Raw genomic sequence first — 18,170 nt, forward strand, 5'->3', positions numbered from 1 at the left:
GATGCAGCAGGTGCAGTGATGGCAGACATGAAAAAGGAAGATGAAAAATCGGTCCGGCCGGCGGGGGTCGATGAAGTGACCCCCAAGCTCACCGGCCTTCGAGCGAGGATCGAGGGCTTCAGAACACATCTTGAACAGACGGGGCTGGGCAAGCTGGACATCAGCGGTCTGTTCAAGGGTGGCAGCGTGATCACACCCTTCGTAGACGGGATCAAGGCGTCCGCTGCGTTCAAGGGCCAATTGACTGAGGTCAATGAAGCCGCCAAAGGTGTCGATGTGCCGAACGTGCCGACCAGCGCCGGGCAAACCCTGAATGTGTTCAGTCGGTCGATGGAGCAGGTATCGGCTGCCGCAAACACCGCGTTACAACCCGCCGTCGCGACCGTCACGGCAGGGCTTCAGCCACTGCTCATTGGCTTTGGCAATCTGCTCAATGACAACCCGAAGCTGGTCGAGGGACTTGCGGCCGGTGCCATTGCGTTTTCGGCGATGCAAACGGCCGTGACCGGCGCGACCCAAGTGTTCGATCTGATGGACATGGTGCTCAAGACCCATCCCATCGTGTTGATTGCCACGGGCATCGCCCTGGCAGCCCGTTTGATTGTGCTCAACTGGAAACCCATTTCGGCGTTCTTCGCCGGGCTCTGGCAAAAGATTTCTCCGGTCGTGATGCCCATGGTCGAGTTCTTCAAGACGATGTTTGCGTTCACACCGCTTGGGCAAATCATCAGCCATTGGGGACCGATCACCGCCGTGTTCGCGGCGATCTGGGACGTCATCAAAGCGGCGGCGAGGCCGGTAATGGGTTTTTTCCAGACGCTTTTTTCCTGGTCGCCACTGGGTTTGATCATTAGCAACTGGACACCATTGACGGGGCTGTTCTCGGCCATCTGGGACTTGCTCAGGGCGCTGTCGGTACCGGTCATGGACTTTCTGCATGGCCTGTTCGACTGGTCGCCGCAGGAGATGATCATCGCCGGCTGGGGCGCGGTCACCGAATTGTTTTCCGGGATTTGGGACAGCATCAAGGCCCCGGCGCTGGTGATGTACGACACGCTGCGCAGCCTGTTTGACTGGTTTCCGCTGGAAGAGATCAAAAAGCGTTGGGAGCCGATCACGCAATGGTTCAGCCAATGGTGGGACAAGCTGAAAGGCGTCGTCGCGCCGATCAAGGAATTCTTTGCCGGTGGTTTCGGCAGCCTTGTCACCCGCGTGACCGGCAAGGTCGAAGGCCTGACCGAGGCTCAAGAGAAAACCAATACCGAAGGCAACGGTAAGTTTGCGCCAGCGTTTTTTGGCGCCGACCCAGAGCAACCACAAAGCCGTTCAGTGCTGCCCGGTAATCTGCCGCACAAACCCTCGATGCAGCCTGGCTCCCTGACACAAAACTCCAGCGCGCTGATTCAGCAAAGCGCCGCCAACAGCCGCACACAACTCGAAGGCGGCCTGACCGTGTACTTCGAAAATGCGCCGGCCGGCATGCGCACCGATCAGCCGCAAACCAATCAACCGGCGCTGGCGCTCAATTCGCGCATCGGCTACCGCACACTGTCCCTTGGAGGTTCCAATGAGCTGGCGTGATCGTTTGATGCCGGCGTCGTTTCGCGGCGTCCAGTTCTGGGTCGATCAGGCGAAAAACCCGGTCGGCCAAAAGGGCCAGTTGCACGAGTACCCACAGCGCGATCTGCCGTATTTCGAGGGCCTTGGCCAGCAGGCGAAGATTCACGATTTGACCGCATTTGTCGTTGGTCCCGATTGCCTGGAGCAGCGCGACAAACTGCTCAAGGCGCTGGAACAGGGCAGTGGTGAGCTGGTTCACCCGTGGCTGGGACGTCTGCAGGTCAAGGTCGGCGAATGCGACATGACTCACACCCGCCAGGACGGCGGGCTGGTGACCTTTACCCTGAAGTTTTACCCCGATCAACCGGTGCCGTTTCCCACGGCGGCGGTCAGCACACAGAAGCTATTGCTGGTATCGGCCGACAGCTTGTTGGGCTCTGCGGTGAAACGCTTCGAAGACGCGATGACCTTGATCAAAGCTGCGCGGATTGGCATTGCCAACCTGCGCAACAGCATCAAGGAAGCTTACGAGGTGATTCAGCAGCACCTCCAGCCGTTGATCGATGAGTACCAGCAGATCAGCGATCTGGTCAAAGCCGTCAAGGAACTGCCCAAGGACGTGGCAGCTGAATTCAAGGGATTGATCGGCGACATCAACGAACTGAAGGACTTCGCCCGTGAAGGTTATCGTGGCGTGATTGCCAACGTCTCCCAACAGGTCGAAGCCATCAAGAAGGTCGATGCGCTGAAGCTCACCACCGGCAAGGACACCACCGCTGCGGCCCAGGCGCTGACCAATCTGGTGCAGGACACTTTGATTGTGCAAGTGGCCCAATGGGTTGCGTCGATGCCGGTGGCTTCGCAGGCGGTCAAGCGGGTCACCAACCTGCCGGTCGGGCATCAGGCTGTGCGACCGACCACGCACCGGGACGTTCCGGTGGTCGACGATTTAGAGGCCTTGCGTTTGGCACTTGAAGAAGTGTTAAAGCTGCCCGAGGCCAAGGCTGATCCTGCGCACTATCTGGCGATGAGCAATCTGCGCCAGGCTCTGCGGGCGCATTTGAAAGCGGTCGCGTCGTCCGGTGTTCGACTGGTCAGCAAGTCTTTCAAGCAAAGCCTTCCGGGGCTGGTCGTGATCTATCAGCAAAGTGGAGACGCCACGCGAATCGCTGAAGTACTACAGGGCAACCGCATTATTCATCCGGGTTTTCTCCCGCTGGACGACGTCAAACTCCTGGGGGAATAGACCATGAACGAACTCGACAACAGTGTGTTGCTGACCGTTGACGGTCTGGAGTACGGCGGCTGGAAAAGCGTTGAAATCACCGCGGATCTGGAGCGGCAATTCCGCACCTTCAAACTCGACATCACCTGGCAATGGCCGGGGCAGACGGTCGACCGACCGATCCGACCGGGTGCGCCGTGCCAAGTGCGAATCGGCTGCGATCTGGTGCTCAGCGGGTATGTGTTCAAGGCGCCGATCAGCTATGACGGGCGGCAGATCAGCCTGAGCATCGAAGGCAGTTCGAAGACTCAGGATCTGGTGGACTGCGCGGCGATCAACACGCCTAACCAATGGCATCAGCAATCGTTACTCAGCATCGTCGAAGCGCTGACCTCGCCTTATGCCGGGAAAGTGGTCAGTGAAATCCCCGAAACCGCGCGACTCGGCAGCCACACCATCGTGCCGGGGGAAACGGTCTTTCAGTCGATCGACCGCTTGCTCACACTGTTTCGGGTGTTTTCCACCGATGACGCGGAAGGTCGGGTGGTACTGGCCCGACCGGGCAGCGGTGGGCGAGCCAGTGATGTGCTTGAGCTGGGCAAGAATATTCTGTCGGCCAATGCGCCGATGGACTTCAGCCAGGTGTTCTCCGAGTACCGGGTGATCGGTCAGCACAAGGGCGGCGAGGAGAAGAGCGGTGCGGCCGTGAGCGAAGTGTCCGGGGTTTCCACCGACCCGATTATCGGGCGCAAGCGGATCACCGTGATCAACGAAAGCGCGCAATTGACCCCGGAACTGGCACAGCAACGTGCCGACTGGGAAAGCGGTATTCGCGTCGGCAAGACTGGCACCACGACCTATCGGGTACAAGGTTGGCGGCAGTCCAATGGTGATTTGTGGAAGCACAACACCTTGGTGCGGGTGATCGACAAGGTGCTGGGTTTCAACCACGACATGCTGATCTCCAAGGTGACTTACTCGCTGTCCGAACAGGGCTCGGTCACCACGTTGCAAGTGGCGCCGCCTTACACCTTCGATGCGAACCCGGTGCCTCCCAAGAAAACCTGAACCTGACGCCGAACCTGTGGGAGCAAGCTCGCTCCCACATTAGTCCGCGTTCATTCTGATCCCGGAAGGAAACCCAATGAGCCTACTGACACGCCTCCTGGCGCGCGGCACTGTCGTGCTCGCCAACTCGGCTACCAAGCTTCAATCGCTGCAAATGCGCCTCACCGCCGGCGAAGTGAATGACGACATGGAGCACTTCGAACCCTACGGTTTCACCAGCAATCCGCTGGCCGGCGCTGAAGGCATCGCCACGTTTCTGGGCGGTGATCGTTCCCACGCCGTCGTGCTGGTAGTCGCCGACCGCCGCTATCGCCTCAAGGCACTGGCCCAGGGCGAAGTGGCGATCTACACCGACGAAGGCGACAAGATCCACTTCAAGCGTGGACGGATCATCGACATCGAAACCGCCACCCTGAACATCCGCGCCAGCACCGCCGTAAACATCGACTCACCGACCCTGACCCAGACCGGCAAGATCGTCTCGCAAGGTGATCAGATTGCCAGTGGCATCAGCCAGATCAAACACGTGCATGTCGGCGTGCAGGCGGGTACCGGCCAGACCGGCGTGCCGGCGGGAGGCCAGTGATGTTCATCAGCCAAAACCTCCACGCCGCACTGACCCGTTCAGTGCTGATCAGTCTGTTCACCTGGCGCCGCGCCGCCGATGACGATGCCCTCGATGACGAAGAACGTTTCGGCTGGTGGGGCGACACTTTTCCTACGGTGGCCGACGACCGTATCGGCTCACGCCTGTGGTTGCTGCGCCGGGTCAAGCTGACCCGACAGACCCAGTTGGATGCCGAGTTTTATGCCCGCGAAGCCTTGCAATGGCTGATCGACGACGGCCATTGCAGCGCCATCGACATCATCAGCGAACGCCTCGACGCCCAGCGCCTGAACCTGCGCACGGTCCTGACCCTGGCCGACGGCGAGCGCCTGGACATCAACCCTGATAACAGTTGGCAGGTGATCTATGCCGTTTGAAACCCCTTCGCTGCCGGTGCTCATCACGCGCACCCAAAGCGACCTGGCCAGCGATTCGCTGCGCCAGTCCGATGCGCAAGTGCTGGCCCGCACCCTCGGTGGCGCCGCCTATGGCCTGTATGGCTATCTGAACTGGATCGCTGAGCAGATCCTTCCAGACAAGGCCGATGAATCGACCCTGGAACGAATCGCCGCACTGCGTCTTAACCAGCCGCGCAAAGCAGCACAATCGGCCAGTGGCGGCGTCAGCTTTACCGCCAGCGCTGGTGCTGTGCTGGACGTCGATACGCTGCTGCAATCGAACGACGGTCGCATTTACAAAGTCACGTCCGCCCGCACCACCAGCAATGGCTTGAACAGCACCACCATCGCCGCCCTCGACGCCGGCAGCCTCGGGAACGCCGACACCGGCATGACGCTGATTCCGGTGCAGCCGATTCTGGGCATTATCGGCAACAGCTTCACGGTGCTGGCGCCGGGGTTGACCGGCGGAATCGCTCGGGAAAGTCTGGAGTCCCTGCGGTCCCGGGTGATTCGTTCTTACCGGATCATTCCTCACGGCGGTTCGGCGCAAGACTACGAAACCTGGGCGCTCGAATGTCCGGGGGTGACCCGTGCCTGGTGTCGCGGCAATTACCTGGGGTCAGGGACTGTCGCATTGTTCGTGATGCGTGACGACGATCCGCAACCGATCCCGGACGCAGCTCAACTGGCGGAAGTTCAAGCCTACATAGAACCACTGCGCCCGGTTACCGCCGAGTTGCACGTACTGCCTCCGGTGCTGTTGCCGGTCACCTACAGCCTGCGTCTGACTCCGGACACCACCGCTGTGCGCGGGGCTGTCGAGGCGCAGTTGCGTGACTTGCACAACCGCGAGGCGGGGCTGGGGGAAACCTTGTTGGTAAGCCACATTCGCGAAGCAATCAGCAGCACCACCGGGGAAAGTGATCACAAACTCATGTCGCCAACCGCTGATGTCGAGGCTGCAGCTAACCAGTTGCTGACTTTCGGAGGTTGCGCATGGCAGTGATCAGAACCGCCGCGCAATACCAGGCCCAACTGCGCAACCTGCTGCCCAGCGGTCCGGCGTGGGACCCCGAGCGGGTCCCGGAACTCGAAGATGTCCTTGAAGGCGTCGCCCAGGAACTGGCCCGCCTCGACGCTCGTGCCGCTGACCTGCTCAATGAAATGGATCCCGCCGGCGTAAGTGAACTGGTGCCCGACTGGGAACGGGTGATGAACCTGCCGGACCCGTGCCTGGGCGCCACCCCTCTGTTCGACGATCGCCGTCTTGCCGTACGCCGACGACTGCTCGCGGTCGGCAGCCAGACCATCAGCTATTTCATCGAGATTGCCCGCACCCAAGGCTACCCGAACGCCACCATCACCCAACTCAGGGCGCCGCGTATGGGGCGCTCGCGTTTCGGTGCGGCGCACTTCGGTACCAGGCAGGCGCAGTTCATGTGGACCCTCAACACCGGCGGCCGCCTGCTGCTTGGGCGGCGTTTCGGCGCCAGCTACTGGGGCGAGCGCTTTGGCATGAACCCGGGCAATGCCTTGGAGTGTTTGATACACCGCAGTGCACCAGCGCATACGCTGGTTTACATCAATTATGACTAGAGGATAGAAAAGTGGATTATCCAAAGAGTTTGCCCGGCGTTGGGCTAGTGAATGGACAGTTTGTGGATGAGAACCCGGTCACCGGGACGCCGGGATCTTTGATTCCGTCGACATGGGGCAACGCAGTCACGAGCGAGATGTTGAATGTGATTGCAGCGGCGGGAATGGCCCCCAGTGAGGTTGACCTGACGCAGTTGCTGAAAGCCATCGGTACCCTTGGCCAATCTGCTGCAAGCAGCTTTGCCATCGACACCGGCACGGCCAATACCTACGTCTGCAACTTCACGCCGGCGATCACCGCCCGCGTCGAAGGCCAGACCCTGCGCTTCAAGGTCAAGACGGCGAACACTGGCGCCTGCACGATCAACGACGGCCTGGGGGGCGTCGCTATGGTTGGGGGGGCCCATTCAGCCCTTCGAGGTGGTGAACTGGTCGCCAACGGTGACGCATGGGTGCAGTGGAACAGCTCTATCGGCGGCGGCGCTTACATCCTGCTGTTCTGCACTGGCGCGGCTGAGCAAATCGCTCCAGCAACGCAAAGCCAGCACGCGGCCCAACTGGGCCAGATAACCGGTAGTGTCACCAGCATCAGTGCGGATACCACGTTGACCGCCGCGCAGAAGGGGTTGGTCATTATTGACGCGACGGCGTCTAACCGGACGATCACGCTGCCTACCGCCAACACGGCACTTGGCGTGACTGACTTCATTGTTCGTCGCTTGGATAACACCACCAATACCCTTGTTGTCACGGCGTCAGGGACCGACAAAATCAAATTTCACACCCATCTGAATGCGGCTGGATATTCATTCCTGGTCCTGATGGGGGCGTGCGATTACTGGCATTTGCGCAGTGATGGTGCGGGCAGTTGGTGGCCGGTAAGTCGTTATGACGGTACCCCGCTGGGTCGGTCGGTGCTTGAAACCACGTCCTCGTTGAGTCCCGGTGGTTACGGCGCCATGAACGGCGCGCTGTTCACGCGGGCCGCTTTCCCCTGGTTGTGGGACCACGCGCAACAGTCAGGAATGCTGACCACGGAAGCCGCTCGCGCCGGCATGGAGGGTGGATGGACTTCTGGCGACGGCGCCACCACGTTCCGTTGTCCAGATGTCCGTGGTCGATTCCAGCGCTCCGCTGATGAGACTGCCGCAATTGACCCGAATCGTGCGGCGGGTAGCTCGCAGGCCAGCCAACTCGGATCTCACAACCACTCCCTGCCCGGTGGAGGTACGTTTGGCACGACAATGATGGGTGGTGGTACTAACAACTACGCGCAGTGGGTTGCCGGGGCCTCGGGGTTCGCCGGAGGTTCTGAGACTCGCCCTATAAACATTGCCTACCCGGGCCGAATTAAATTGATCTGAGGTGTTTTATGTCCATTTACGTGTTTGATGCACTGGGTGTCTTGGTTGGCCCGGTTTCTCTTCCCGAAGTTCCCGGCTTGGGCTGTCAGTTGCCGAGCAATGCCGTCGAGCTGGCCGACTTGTTGCCGACGCCTGATCCGGGCAATGTCTGGGTGCTCGTCAACGATGCGCCGGTTCAACTCGCCGATCATCGCGGGACGGTGTACAGCGTGACCACCGGCGCAGCGCAGGAATGGTCCGAGCTTGGCGAGCTCCCCAGCGAATATACGTTGCTCCCTTGTCCCGGTGCTTGCTACGTCTGGAGCGGTACTGCGTGGCTGCTTGATGCCGCTACGGTCGCTCAGGCTCAGTGCAATGCGCTACTGTCGGCGGCCAATCAAGTCACTGCCGGCATGGTTAACGCCTACATCGCCGGGTTGCTCGATGCAGCGGATACGGCGACCTTCAATGCCTACGCGGCCTACCAGTTAGCGCTGAACAAGATTGATCAGCAACCAGGTTACCCAACCAATATTGTGTGGCCGACCTCTCCATAGCCGAGAGCGTAATTGCGATGCCCGCCAAGTGCCGGATTATTTTTTCCCGGAGAAAAGTATGCCCATCACCCAGCAGCAGTTGCTGCAGATCCTCCCGAACGCCGGCCCAGTTGCCGGCGTTTTTGTTCCTGTCCTGAATACAGCCATGGTCCGGTTTCAGATCATCACGGCCAGGCGAATCGCGGCCTTCATCGCGCAGATAGGACATGAGTCCGGGCAACTCACCCGCGTCGTTGAGAACTTGAACTACGATGCGCCGGGTCTGATGGCGACGTGGCCAAGCCGGTTCCCGGCTGATTTGGCTGCTGCGCGCGCGCGTCAGCCGGAGAAGATCGCGAACATTGCCTATGCCTCGCGCATGGGTAATGGCAATGCCGCGAGCAGTGATGGGTGGACATATCGCGGTCGCGGCCTGATCCAGATCACCGGCCGAGCAAACTATCAGGAGTGCGGTGATGACCTCGGTATCGACCTTATCGGCAATCCAGATCTCCTGATACAACCGCTGTACGCCGCGCTGTCTGCGGCCTGGTTCTGGCGACTGAACGGTTTGAATGAACTGGCCGATCGTGACCAGTTCAACAGCATTACCCGCCGGATCAACGGTGGCTTGAATGGGCTGGAAGGTCGTTTGCAGCTCTGGGCACGGGCGAGGGCGGTGTTATGCCTGTCCTCGGCCTGATGCCGGTTTCTTATCGGGCCATTGGCGTCACTGTATTGTTGGCCATCGTGGTCGGCGGCGCAGCGACGCTGTCCTGGCGCATTCAGGATTGGCGTTACGGTCGGCAACTGGCGGAACAAGCCAGGTTACGGGGCGAGACGCTGAACCAACTGACCCTGGCGGCGGCGAATCAACAGCGTGCCGAACAGGATAAACGCCTGGCCCTGGAGCAACGGCTCCAGGCCAGCGATCGAACTTACTCGAAGGCGTTGAGCGATGCGCAACGTGATCAAGGTCGCCTGCGCGATCGTCTTGCCACTGCTGATCTGCGGCTGTCAGTCGTCCTCGACGCCAGTGATGTTGCCAATGACGGTGCAGTGCCAACCGCCCCCGGCACCAGCGGCGTGGTTCATGGAACCGTACGAGCCCGACTTGACCCGGCGCATGCTCAGCGAATTATCGCCATCACCGACGCCGGGGACCGCGGACTGATTGCCTTGCAGGCCTGTCAGGCTTATATCAGAGCCCTCGCTCGCTAACATTTTGATCGATCCTGCGCCTTGCAAGCGCGTTACGCTCGTGTACGGTAGTTCTCATTCCGCTTGCTCAGGAGATGACCGTGAAAGAAATCACCCAACTGGCCGCTGAACTTGGCAGGCGCTTGCAGGTTCTCAATGCCCACGTCGCCGCCGCCGAGTCCTGTACCGGCGGCGGGATCAGCGAGGCGATCACCCGGATTCCGGGGAGTTCGGCATGGTTCGAGGCGGGTTATGTCACCTATTCCAATCGCCAGAAAACCGAGCAATTGAATGTCCCGGTCGAGTTGTTTTCGACGGTGGGGGCGGTCAGTCGCGAGGTGGTCGAGGCCATGGTTCGGGGCGCGCAGGAGAAAAGCCGGGCGCGTTTTGCCGTGGCGGTCAGCGGTGTGGCGGGACCGGATGGCGGTTCGCCGAGCAAGCCGGTGGGCACGGTGTGGCTGGCGTGGGGCGTTGGTGAACAGGTGTTCAGCGAGGTGCAGTACTTTCCCGGCAACCGTGAAGAGGTCCGCCGACAAACGGTGAAGGCCGCGCTAGAGGGGCTGCTGCGCCATGCCGCTGGAGAAATCTCAAATCAGGGGTAGGCGATCCTGAAACGCTGTGGAATAATACTGGCTACTTATACAGGTGTTGGCCGTCAGGCCTTATTGATTACGTGAGGACTTTAATGGACGACAACAAGAAGAAAGCCTTGGCTGCGGCCCTGGGTCAGATCGAACGTCAATTCGGCAAGGGTGCCGTAATGCGTATGGGCGATCAGGACCGTCAGGCGATCCCGGCTATCTCCACTGGCTCTCTGGGTCTGGACATCGCGCTCGGCATTGGCGGTCTGCCAAAAGGTCGTATCGTTGAAATCTACGGTCCTGAATCCTCCGGTAAAACCACGCTGACACTGTCGGTGATCGCCCAGGCTCAAAAAGCCGGCGCGACCTGCGCATTCGTCGATGCTGAACACGCCCTTGACCCTGAATATGCCGGCAAACTGGGCGTCAACGTCGACGACCTGCTGGTTTCGCAGCCGGACACCGGCGAGCAAGCCCTGGAAATCACCGACATGCTGGTGCGTTCCAACGCGGTTGACGTGATCATCGTCGACTCCGTGGCGGCCCTGGTTCCAAAGGCTGAAATCGAAGGCGAAATGGGTGACATGCACGTGGGCCTGCAAGCCCGTCTGATGTCCCAGGCGCTGCGTAAAATCACCGGTAACATCAAGAACGCCAACTGCCTGGTTATCTTCATCAACCAGATCCGTATGAAAATCGGCGTGATGTTCGGCAGCCCGGAAACCACCACCGGTGGTAACGCGCTGAAGTTCTACGCTTCGGTTCGTCTGGACATCCGCCGTACTGGCGCGGTGAAAGAAGGTGACGAGGTTGTCGGTAGCGAAACCCGCGTCAAGGTTGTGAAGAACAAGGTGGCTTCGCCATTCCGTCAGGCCGAGTTCCAGATTCTTTACGGCAAAGGCATCTACCTCAATGGCGAGATGATCGACCTGGGCGTGCTGCACGGTTTTGTTGAGAAGTCCGGCGCCTGGTATGCCTATGAAGGCACCAAGATCGGTCAGGGCAAGGCCAACTCGGCCAAGTTCCTGGCAGACAATCCGGAAATCGCCGCGAAGCTCGAGAAGCAACTGCGTGACAAGCTGCTGACTCCAGCGCCGGACGTCAAAGCATCGCCAGTCAAAGAGACTGCTGATGACCTGGCTGACGCTGATATCTGATTGATCCGATGACCGCCGTACTCGATACACTCGTCGCGGTGCGGCGAACCGCAATGGACCTGCTCGCGCGACGCGAGCACGGTCGAGTCGAGTTGACGCGTAAACTGCGTCAACGCGGCGCCCTCCCAGAAATGATCGACACGGCACTCGACCGTTTGACGGAAGAAGGTCTGCTGTCCGAATCCCGTTATCTCGAAAGCTTTGTTTCCTACCGTTCCCGTTCCGGTTATGGCCCTTTGCGTATTCGCGAAGAGTTGAGCCAGCGCGGCCTGCAACGTACCGACATCGAACTCGCTTTGCGCGAGAGCGGTATCAACTGGCAGGAACAACTGGAAGACACCTGGCGGCGAAAGTTTTCCGGGCATTTACCGATAGACGCCCGGGAGCGTGCCAAACAAGGCAGGTTCCTGAGTTATCGGGGATATTCCATGGAAATGATCAGCCGCTTGTTCAGCGGCCGAGGGATGGACGATTGACTGAAACGGCTCGCTATTTCGATAGCGGGCCGTTTTTTTTGCTTACGTAACCTTGGACGTTTCCCGCGAGCGCTGTTGCGCCTGAGGTTGGGATTGCGCCCAGTTTTCCGGCAGGTTGATGTAGTCCACCAGTTCCCGCAGGCGTCCATGATCACGGGCGTTGAAGGTGAAGGCGAGTCGAGCCAGGTGGCTGAACTGCGGTTCGTCGTGTTCCTCTCCGCTGTAAGCATGTTGATGGAAATGATCGCTCAGACACAGGTCGGCAAATGCCCCTTGCATGTGTTCGAGCGCCTGGTCGCTGAGCTTGTGATTCATGCGGATCACGAATTGATGCTTGAGCCAGCGGCTGGAGTGGAAGTTGCTGTAGAACTGGTTGATCTGCTCCACAGCCTCTTCCGCGCTGTAGACCAGACTGACGAGTTTCATATCGGTCGGCAGGATGTAGCGGTTTTCCTCCAGTTGATGGTGAATGAAGTCCAACGCGCCTTGCCAGAACTTGCCGCCGGGAGCGTCAAGCAATATCACGGGCACCAGCGGGCTTTTGCCAGTCTGGATCAGTGTCAGCACTTCCAGCGCTTCATCCAGGGTACCGAAACCGCCGGGGCACAGGACCAGCGCATCGGCTTCCTTGACGAAGAACAGCTTGCGAGTAAAGAAGAAGTGGAAGGGCAACAGGTTGGTAGTGCCATTTACGGTGGGATTGGCATGCTGCTCGAAGGGCAGGGTGATGTTGAATCCCAGGCTGTGTGCCAGGCCGGCACCTTCGTGCGCCGCCGCCATGATGCCGCCACCGGCACCGGTGATGACCATCAGGTCTGAGCGCGCCAGCGCGGCGCCAAGCTCCCGGGCCAGACCGTACAACGGATGTTCTATCGGTGTTCGGGCCGAGCCGAAAACGGTGACTTTGCGGCGCCCCCTGAACTGCTCCAGAACACGGAAAGCGTGCTCCAGTTCGCGTAGGGCTTGCAGGGTGATCTTGGCATTCCAGCGGTTGTGATCTTCCTGGGCCATGCGCAGCACGGTCAGGATCATGTCGCGGTAGATCGGGATGTTCGGGCTGTTGGGTGAAACCAGGTTGAGTTGCTCTTCGACCTTGCTGATGAGGTCGTGGCCGCTTTCTTCAAAATGACGGCTCAGGAGGTCATTCGGTTGGTAAGGCATCAACTTCTCCTTCCATACAGGCTCTGTTTTTCCCTTGGATGAAGGAAACATTCGCACGACAAGACGTGCAATGGGCAGCCCTTTCCTGCCCTGAAAATTGAACGTGAACACTATGAATCTAGACCCTCGCGGAGGTTTCCGCTGACTTGATCATTGCGCCGCAAAGTCTTTCCTGGCAACCGCTTATTGGCGACTTGCAAGGTGCTTTCACCGCTCGTCTGAACGCCAGGCGAGTGTCCGACAGTCTGATTTACTAAATGACAGGCACGACGACAACTTTGCGTCAAAGGCAGGACGCACGGTACAAGCGGTTCAAGGATTTTATCGCTCAAGCAAGGGCGAGGTGCAGGGAGGCGGGAAGCGATGGCCAGAGTCATTCTGGAGATCGATACGCAATTGTATCGATTACTGAAGTCATCGGCCGAGACCAATCATTTGAGTCTCGAAGAAGAGTGCTGCCGGCGGCTGGAGGGGGCCGACCGACGTTCACGTTATTTGCAGGCGTTGCTGGCAGAACTGCGCGCCGAGGATGAACAGCGGCGCGCCAATTCCCAATGATTACTTCTTCTTGGTCGGAGCCGCTTTCGGGCAATCCGATTCCTGATAGCTGGCGGAGCCGACTGAGCGGTTGGTCTTCACCTCAGTGAAGTCGTAACGCATCACCGCGCCCTTGGCCATCAGTTTGCGGAACGATGGGTTGTTGCATACAGAGGCACCAAGCTGGAAATACACGGCTTTGGGGTCGGCACGCATCTTGTTGGCGTGGCTGCTTTGTACGCTTAGATGGTTGATCAGCGTGTTGCCTTCGACGGTGTAGCCCTGATCAAGAATGTCTTCGTTGATCGCCCGTGGAGTACCAACACTGCTTTGTGTGGCGACGTTTCGCAGCTCTCGGTTGAGATTCTGCTCACTCAAGGATGCAGCCTGAGCGCTGAAGGACGACGCCAGCAAAATGGCAGCGGTGGGAACGATAAGGCGCAGCATGAAACTCTCCTGGTTCAGTGACTGGTGGTTCGACCCGTCACATGACTGTGCGTTCAGTGGCGGCGAATTATAGGGGACGAGGCCTGGACGGTACAGGCTTGCGCCGGCTGCTCTGATAAACTGCCGCCACTTTCTGCCCTGCCGAGTGTTTTTCGTGTCGATTTTCTTCCCCTGCCGGCGTTGCCTGCAATGAACCCTGCAACCCCACGCTTTGCTGCAAACGCAGTAGCCCGCTTGCGCGATGAGCGAGAGGAAGAGGGCATCAAGCCGATTCAGGCCCGAGGCTGGAGGGCACCGCGTTGCCGAGCCTGCCGTGTGATCGAGAGCCACTGCCTGTGCGCCTGGCGCCCGCAAGTCGAGGCCCGCTCTGGCGTGTGCCTGATCATGACCAACAAGGAAGTGTTCAAGCCGAGCAACACCGGTTGGCTGATCGCCGATGTGGTGCGCGACAACCATGCGTTTATCTGGTCGCGTACGGAAGTTGATGAGCAACTGCTGGCGCTGCTGGCCGATCCGCAATGGCAGCCCTATCTGGTGTTTCCGGGTGAGTACGTCGAACCCGAGCGTGTCACAAACAGCGTCGATGCCGATAGTTCGAAGCGTCCGCTGTTCATTCTGCTGGATGCCACTTGGACAGAAGCCCGGAAGATTTTTCGCAAAAGCCCCTACTTTGATCGGCTTCCGATTCTGAGCCTGTTGCCCGAGAAGCTGTCGCGGTACCGGTTGCGCCGATCGACCCGTAGCGAGCATTTATGCACAGCCGAAGTGGCGGCGTTGTGTCTCGATCTGGCGGGTGATACCGAGGCTGCGTCGGCACTGGACGCCTATTTCGACGTGTTCAGCCAACATTACCTTGATGCCAAACATCAGCTTGAAATGAATGTTGCAACACCGGCACACGCCGAGCTGATGCCTTTTGTGTAAAACGGCGCCCCTGTCACACGCTGATTGTCGCCCATACTGCAAAGAACTGTACCGGCCATGCACCTTGACCACCCCGGCTTCGCTGGGCATGCTTGGCGCCGATTAGGGCGCGGCCAAAGTTTGATACGCCGTATTCTTTACGTGGATAGCCATGTGATTGGCGTTGAACGTGCCCTGTTGGTACAGCTCCGTGGCTGTACCTCGAGTTGTTTTGGTGAAGCCTGAATGCATCGGGCGTCCCATAAAAAACAGGATCATTTGAAAAATGGCCACATACGAAATCCTGATTGCCGATGACCACCCTCTTTTTCGTAGCGCCCTGCATCAAGCGTTGACCTTGGGCCTGGGCCCGGAAGTCCGTCTGGTGGAAGTGGCAAGCATTGCCGAGCTGGAAACCCGTCTGGACGAGAAGTCCGATTGGGATCTGGTGCTGCTGGACCTGAACATGCCGGGGGCCTACGGTTTTTCAGGGCTGGTGCTGCTGCGCGGTCAGTATCCGCAGATTCCGGTGGTCATGGTGTCGGCTCAGGAAGAAGCCTCGATCATGGTCAAGTCCCGTGAATTTGGCGCCAGCGGCTTCATCCCCAAGTCCAGTGATCTGAGCGTCATCCAGAAAGCCGTACGCGCGGTACTCGATGGTGATGTGTTCTGGCCGCCCCAGGCATTCGAGGCAGTCAGCGTTTCCGCCGAAGCCAAGGCCGCCAGCGAAGGGCTTGCGAGCCTGACGCCTCAGCAGTTTCGTGTCCTGACGATGGTTTGTGAAGGCTTGTTGAATAAACAGATTGCCTACGAGCTGAGCGTTTCCGAAGCGACGATCAAGGCGCATGTGACGGCGATCTTTCGCAAGCTGAATGTGCGGACCCGGACCCAGGCCGCCTTGCTGCTGCAACAACTTGAGTCAATTTCGAGCTAATCAGGCGCGGCACGTTCACGCTTTTTTGACTTTGCTTAATCTAGCTTTCCCACTTCCTTTTGGTCAGTTGCCTACTTTATGTCACCTTTCAAAGGCCAAACCGGCCTAAAACGCATCCTCAACGCCTCCGGTTATTCGCTGGACGGCCTGCGCGCAGCCTTCACCGGCGAAGCGGCCTTTCGGCAACTGGTGTTGCTCAACGTCATATTGATTCCGCTGTCGTTCTTCCTGAACGTCAGTCGCGTTGAACAGGCGTTGCTGATTGCCGTCTGCCTGTTGGCGTTGATTGTCGAATTGCTCAATTCGGCAGTGGAAGCGGCCATCGACCGCATTTCCCTTGAATTGCACCCGTTATCCAAGAATGCCAAGGACATGGGCAGCGCCGCTCAGTTTGTCGCCTTGAGCATGATCGCGCTGGTCTGGGCGGTCATCCTGCTTTAAGCGATGGTAGGTAGAACGATCTCGTCGCTGCGCTGAACCCCAGCGGTAAAAGCGCGGCACAGGTCGAGGAATTCACGCATCGCCGACGTCTGATATTTCTGTTTGTGCCAGATGAAATAGAACTGCCGCGCCAGATCCAGATCCGGCGTCTCCACGGGCACCAGGCTGCCACGGCGGAATGCATCGCGCAGTGCCAGGCGAGAAATGCAGCCAATCCCCAACCCGGACTCCACCGCACGTTTGATCGCTTCGGTGTGTTCCAGTTCCAGCCGGATATTCAGCGAGCTGCGATGGTGACGCATGGCCTGGTCAAAGGTCAGTCGCGTGCCAGAACCCTGTTCCCGCAGAATCCAGGCCTCGTGGGTCAGCTCTTCCATGGTCGCCGTGCCGCGCTTGGCCAGTGGATGCTGGGGCGCACAGAACACCACCAATTCATCCTCGACCCAGCTCTGCACTTCGATGTCTGGATGACTGCAGTCGCCTTCGATTAGACCCAGATCAATTTCATAGTGGGCGACTTGCTGCACAATGTTGGCAGTGTTCTGCACGTGCAGCTTCACCTGGCTTTCCGGATGGCGCTGCATGAAGCTGCCGATCAGCAAGGTGGCCAGGTAATTGCCGATGGTCAGGGTCGCGCCGACCGCCAGAGAGCCGAATCCCGACTTGCCATTGAGCAAGTCTTCGATTTCTTTGGACTGGTCGAGCAACGCCACCGCTTGCGGCAGCAACTGTTTGCCGAGGGCGTTGAGGCTCAGCCGTTTGCCGGCGCGGTCGAACAGCTGGCAGCTGGACTGACGCTCTAGCTCGGTGATCGAGGTACTCGCCGCCGATTGCGAGAGGTTGAGCAGACCCGCAGCACGGGATACGCTTTCCTGCTGGGCGACGGCGACGAATACTTGAAGTTGACGGAGAGTAAATCGCATATCGATATAACCGATAACCCTTATCTTAATAATCCAGTTAACAGATATTGTCGCTGCCATTAGAATGCGATGCAATTGCGCACAGCAGCTCATTTTTTGCAGAGCAGGCGCAGAGCACGCGCAGACAAAATCTCCAGGAGTCCCACGTACATGAGCAACATGAACCACGAGCGTGTCCTCAGTGTTCATCACTGGAACGACACTCTGTTCAGCTTCAAGTGCACCCGCGACCCGGGCTTGCGCTTCGAGAACGGTCAGTTCGTGATGATCGGCCTGCAACAGCCCAACGGCCGGCCGCTCATGCGCGCTTACTCGATTGCCAGCCCGAACTGGGAAGAGCATCTCGAGTTCTTCAGCATCAAGGTGCCTGATGGCCCGCTGACTTCCCAGTTGCAGCATCTGAAGGAAGGCGACGAGATCATCATCAGCAAAAAGCCTACCGGCACGCTGGTGCTGGATGACTTGAAGCCTGGTAAACATTTGTACCTGCTCAGCACCGGTACCGGTCTGGCGCCGTTCATGAGCGTCATCCAGGACCCGGAAACCTACGAGCGTTTCGAAAAAGTGATCCTGTGCCACGGCGTACGTTACGTCAACGAAGTCGCTTACCGCGAGTTCATCACCGAGCACTTGCCGCAGAACGAGTTTTTCGGCGATGCCCTGCGTGACAAGTTGATCTACTACCCGACCGTGACCCGCGAGCCGTTCGAGAACGAAGGTCGCCTGACCGACCTGATGCGCAGCGGCAAGCTGTTCAGCGACATCGGTCTGCCGCCAATCAACCCTCAGGACGACCGCGCGATGCTGTGCGGCAGCCCGAGCATGCTCGACGAGACCAGCGAAGTGTTGAACAGCTTCGGCCTGAAAGTGTCGCCGCGGATGCGTGAGCCGGGTGATTACCTGATCGAGCGCGCGTTCGTCGAGAAGTAAGTACACCGCATCACTGAAAAGCCCCCATAGCCTGTGCAGGCAATGGGGGCTTTTTTATGCCCGACGCAAACCTTGTAGGAGCTGTCGAGTGAAACGAGGCTGCGATATTTTGATCTTGTTTTTAAAAATCAAAGTCAAAAGATC

The 18,170-nt window shown here is 58.9% G+C and carries 22 protein-coding genes; 19 read left to right on the forward strand and 3 right to left on the reverse strand.

Annotated features, from left to right (window positions below; all coding sequences use genetic code 11):
• Positions 1-18 precede the first annotated feature (18 nt).
• The 14 genes from VD17_RS15720 (at position 19) to recX (ending at position 11,750) form a co-directional block, all read left to right on the forward strand.
• Positions 19-1,581, forward strand: coding sequence for a hypothetical protein (locus tag VD17_RS15720; protein WP_046054589.1), 1,563 nt, complete (start codon positions 19-21; stop codon positions 1,579-1,581).
• Positions 1,568-2,806 (forward strand): DNA circularization protein, encoded by a 1,239-nt coding sequence (locus VD17_RS15725; protein ID WP_046054590.1) that lies wholly within the window; start codon positions 1,568-1,570, stop codon positions 2,804-2,806. The genes VD17_RS15720 and VD17_RS15725 overlap by 14 nt, the downstream gene beginning before the upstream one ends.
• 3 nt (positions 2,807-2,809) lie before the next feature.
• On the forward strand, positions 2,810-3,853 hold the full coding sequence (locus VD17_RS15730; RefSeq protein ID WP_046054591.1) for a phage baseplate assembly protein: 1,044 nt from the start codon (positions 2,810-2,812) through the stop codon (positions 3,851-3,853).
• Positions 3,854-3,929: 76 nt separating this feature from the next.
• Positions 3,930-4,439, forward strand: coding sequence for a phage baseplate assembly protein V (locus VD17_RS15735; protein ID WP_046054592.1), 510 nt, complete (start codon positions 3,930-3,932; stop codon positions 4,437-4,439).
• Entirely contained in the window at positions 4,439-4,837 is a 399-nt protein-coding gene (locus tag VD17_RS15740; RefSeq protein ID WP_046054593.1) for a phage GP46 family protein, read from the forward strand. Before VD17_RS15735 ends, VD17_RS15740 begins: the two co-directional genes overlap by 1 nt.
• Positions 4,827-5,867, forward strand: coding sequence for a baseplate J/gp47 family protein (locus VD17_RS15745; protein ID WP_046054594.1), 1,041 nt, complete (start codon positions 4,827-4,829; stop codon positions 5,865-5,867). Before VD17_RS15740 ends, VD17_RS15745 begins: the two co-directional genes overlap by 11 nt.
• On the forward strand, positions 5,858-6,457 hold the full coding sequence (locus VD17_RS15750) for a YmfQ family protein (protein ID WP_046054595.1): 600 nt from the start codon (positions 5,858-5,860) through the stop codon (positions 6,455-6,457). The genes VD17_RS15745 and VD17_RS15750 overlap by 10 nt, the downstream gene beginning before the upstream one ends.
• An 11-nt stretch (positions 6,458-6,468) precedes the next feature.
• A complete protein-coding gene (locus tag VD17_RS15755) occupies positions 6,469-7,821 on the forward strand; it encodes a phage tail protein (protein ID WP_046054596.1) in 1,353 nt (450 codons plus the stop codon).
• 8 nt (positions 7,822-7,829) lie between these two features.
• Positions 7,830-8,357, forward strand: a complete 528-nt coding sequence (locus VD17_RS15760; RefSeq protein WP_046054597.1) for a tail fiber assembly protein — start codon at positions 7,830-7,832, stop codon at positions 8,355-8,357.
• A gap of 58 nt (positions 8,358-8,415) precedes the next feature.
• Positions 8,416-9,039, forward strand: a complete 624-nt coding sequence (locus VD17_RS15765) for a glycoside hydrolase family 19 protein (protein ID WP_046054598.1) — start codon at positions 8,416-8,418, stop codon at positions 9,037-9,039.
• Positions 9,021-9,557 carry a lysis system i-spanin subunit Rz gene (locus tag VD17_RS15770; protein WP_046054599.1) on the forward strand — a complete coding sequence of 179 codons (537 nt, stop codon included), beginning with the start codon at positions 9,021-9,023 and terminating at the stop codon, positions 9,555-9,557. Before VD17_RS15765 ends, VD17_RS15770 begins: the two co-directional genes overlap by 19 nt.
• 80 nt (positions 9,558-9,637) lie before the next feature.
• On the forward strand, positions 9,638-10,138 hold the full coding sequence (locus VD17_RS15775; protein ID WP_033053937.1) for a CinA family protein: 501 nt from the start codon (positions 9,638-9,640) through the stop codon (positions 10,136-10,138).
• Positions 10,139-10,221: 83 nt separating this feature from the next.
• On the forward strand, positions 10,222-11,274 hold the full coding sequence (recA, locus tag VD17_RS15780) for a recombinase RecA (protein WP_007907270.1): 1,053 nt from the start codon (positions 10,222-10,224) through the stop codon (positions 11,272-11,274).
• Positions 11,275-11,282: 8 nt separating this feature from the next.
• Entirely contained in the window at positions 11,283-11,750 is a 468-nt protein-coding gene (gene recX, locus VD17_RS15785; protein ID WP_046046277.1) for a recombination regulator RecX, read from the forward strand.
• A gap of 42 nt (positions 11,751-11,792) precedes the next feature.
• On the opposite strand, the gene VD17_RS15790 is transcribed toward recX, so the two are convergent.
• Entirely contained in the window at positions 11,793-12,911 is a 1,119-nt protein-coding gene (locus tag VD17_RS15790; protein WP_046054600.1) for a TIGR00730 family Rossman fold protein, read from the reverse strand.
• A gap of 363 nt (positions 12,912-13,274) precedes the next feature.
• On the opposite strand from VD17_RS15790, the gene VD17_RS15795 reads away from it, so the two are divergent.
• Positions 13,275-13,469: a hypothetical protein gene (locus tag VD17_RS15795; RefSeq protein ID WP_046054601.1), complete on the forward strand. Its 195-nt coding sequence runs from the start codon at positions 13,275-13,277 to the stop codon at positions 13,467-13,469.
• Here the strand turns inward: VD17_RS15795 and VD17_RS15800 are convergent, their stop codons facing one another.
• A complete protein-coding gene (locus VD17_RS15800) occupies positions 13,470-13,895 on the reverse strand; it encodes a PA3611 family quorum-sensing-regulated virulence factor (RefSeq protein WP_033053929.1) in 426 nt (141 codons plus the stop codon).
• A gap of 189 nt (positions 13,896-14,084) precedes the next feature.
• On the opposite strand from VD17_RS15800, the gene VD17_RS15805 reads away from it, so the two are divergent.
• From VD17_RS15805 to VD17_RS15815, 3 genes are all read left to right on the forward strand, one after another.
• The gene (locus VD17_RS15805) at positions 14,085-14,819 is read left to right on the forward strand and encodes a tRNA-uridine aminocarboxypropyltransferase (protein ID WP_046054602.1); all 735 of its coding nucleotides are present in this window, start codon (positions 14,085-14,087) and stop codon (positions 14,817-14,819) included.
• A gap of 265 nt (positions 14,820-15,084) precedes the next feature.
• A complete protein-coding gene (gene erdR, locus VD17_RS15810; RefSeq protein WP_046046272.1) occupies positions 15,085-15,732 on the forward strand; it encodes a response regulator transcription factor ErdR in 648 nt (215 codons plus the stop codon).
• Positions 15,733-15,810: 78 nt separating this feature from the next.
• Positions 15,811-16,173, forward strand: coding sequence for a diacylglycerol kinase (locus VD17_RS15815; RefSeq protein WP_008010143.1), 363 nt, complete (start codon positions 15,811-15,813; stop codon positions 16,171-16,173).
• Here the strand turns inward: VD17_RS15815 and VD17_RS15820 are convergent.
• Positions 16,170-17,096, reverse strand: coding sequence for a LysR family transcriptional regulator (locus VD17_RS15820; RefSeq protein ID WP_008153977.1), 927 nt, complete (start codon positions 17,094-17,096; stop codon positions 16,170-16,172). The genes VD17_RS15815 and VD17_RS15820 overlap by 4 nt on opposite strands.
• Positions 17,097-17,246: 150 nt before the next feature.
• Here VD17_RS15820 and fpr point away from each other — a divergent pair, with 150 nt between their 5' ends.
• Positions 17,247-18,026 carry a ferredoxin-NADP reductase gene (fpr, locus tag VD17_RS15825; protein ID WP_008054100.1) on the forward strand — a complete coding sequence of 260 codons (780 nt, stop codon included), beginning with the start codon at positions 17,247-17,249 and terminating at the stop codon, positions 18,024-18,026.
• The last annotated feature ends 144 nt before the right edge of the window (positions 18,027-18,170 follow it).

Source organism: Pseudomonas fluorescens, assembly GCF_000968015.1.
Lineage (GTDB): Bacteria > Pseudomonadota > Gammaproteobacteria > Pseudomonadales > Pseudomonadaceae > Aquipseudomonas > Aquipseudomonas fluorescens_W.

What these genes read in the sequence shown, in the direction of transcription:
- VD17_RS15800 (WP_033053929.1), bottom strand. Translation starts at nt 13,895, where the DNA reads ATGCTGCGCCTTATCGTTCCCACCGCTGCCATTTTGCTGGCGTCGTCC.
- VD17_RS15815 (WP_008010143.1), top strand. Translation starts at nt 15,811, where the DNA reads ATGTCACCTTTCAAAGGCCAAACCGGCCTAAAACGCATCCTCAACGCC.
- VD17_RS15750 (WP_046054595.1), top strand. Translation starts at nt 5,858, where the DNA reads ATGGCAGTGATCAGAACCGCCGCGCAATACCAGGCCCAACTGCGCAAC.
- VD17_RS15770 (WP_046054599.1), top strand. Translation starts at nt 9,021, where the DNA reads ATGCCTGTCCTCGGCCTGATGCCGGTTTCTTATCGGGCCATTGGCGTC.
- VD17_RS15740 (WP_046054593.1), top strand. Translation starts at nt 4,439, where the DNA reads ATGTTCATCAGCCAAAACCTCCACGCCGCACTGACCCGTTCAGTGCTG.
- fpr (WP_008054100.1), top strand. Translation starts at nt 17,247, where the DNA reads ATGAGCAACATGAACCACGAGCGTGTCCTCAGTGTTCATCACTGGAAC.
- VD17_RS15805 (WP_046054602.1), top strand. Translation starts at nt 14,085, where the DNA reads ATGAACCCTGCAACCCCACGCTTTGCTGCAAACGCAGTAGCCCGCTTG.
- VD17_RS15820 (WP_008153977.1), bottom strand. Translation starts at nt 17,096, where the DNA reads ATGCGATTTACTCTCCGTCAACTTCAAGTATTCGTCGCCGTCGCCCAG.
- VD17_RS15745 (WP_046054594.1), top strand. Translation starts at nt 4,827, where the DNA reads ATGCCGTTTGAAACCCCTTCGCTGCCGGTGCTCATCACGCGCACCCAA.
- VD17_RS15795 (WP_046054601.1), top strand. Translation starts at nt 13,275, where the DNA reads ATGGCCAGAGTCATTCTGGAGATCGATACGCAATTGTATCGATTACTG.
- VD17_RS15725 (WP_046054590.1), top strand. Translation starts at nt 1,568, where the DNA reads ATGAGCTGGCGTGATCGTTTGATGCCGGCGTCGTTTCGCGGCGTCCAG.
- VD17_RS15790 (WP_046054600.1), bottom strand. Translation starts at nt 12,911, where the DNA reads ATGCCTTACCAACCGAATGACCTCCTGAGCCGTCATTTTGAAGAAAGC.
- VD17_RS15760 (WP_046054597.1), top strand. Translation starts at nt 7,830, where the DNA reads ATGTCCATTTACGTGTTTGATGCACTGGGTGTCTTGGTTGGCCCGGTT.
- VD17_RS15730 (WP_046054591.1), top strand. Translation starts at nt 2,810, where the DNA reads ATGAACGAACTCGACAACAGTGTGTTGCTGACCGTTGACGGTCTGGAG.
- erdR (WP_046046272.1), top strand. Translation starts at nt 15,085, where the DNA reads ATGGCCACATACGAAATCCTGATTGCCGATGACCACCCTCTTTTTCGT.
- VD17_RS15735 (WP_046054592.1), top strand. Translation starts at nt 3,930, where the DNA reads ATGAGCCTACTGACACGCCTCCTGGCGCGCGGCACTGTCGTGCTCGCC.
- VD17_RS15765 (WP_046054598.1), top strand. Translation starts at nt 8,416, where the DNA reads ATGCCCATCACCCAGCAGCAGTTGCTGCAGATCCTCCCGAACGCCGGC.
- recX (WP_046046277.1), top strand. Translation starts at nt 11,283, where the DNA reads ATGACCGCCGTACTCGATACACTCGTCGCGGTGCGGCGAACCGCAATG.
- recA (WP_007907270.1), top strand. Translation starts at nt 10,222, where the DNA reads ATGGACGACAACAAGAAGAAAGCCTTGGCTGCGGCCCTGGGTCAGATC.
- VD17_RS15720 (WP_046054589.1), top strand. Translation starts at nt 19, where the DNA reads ATGGCAGACATGAAAAAGGAAGATGAAAAATCGGTCCGGCCGGCGGGG.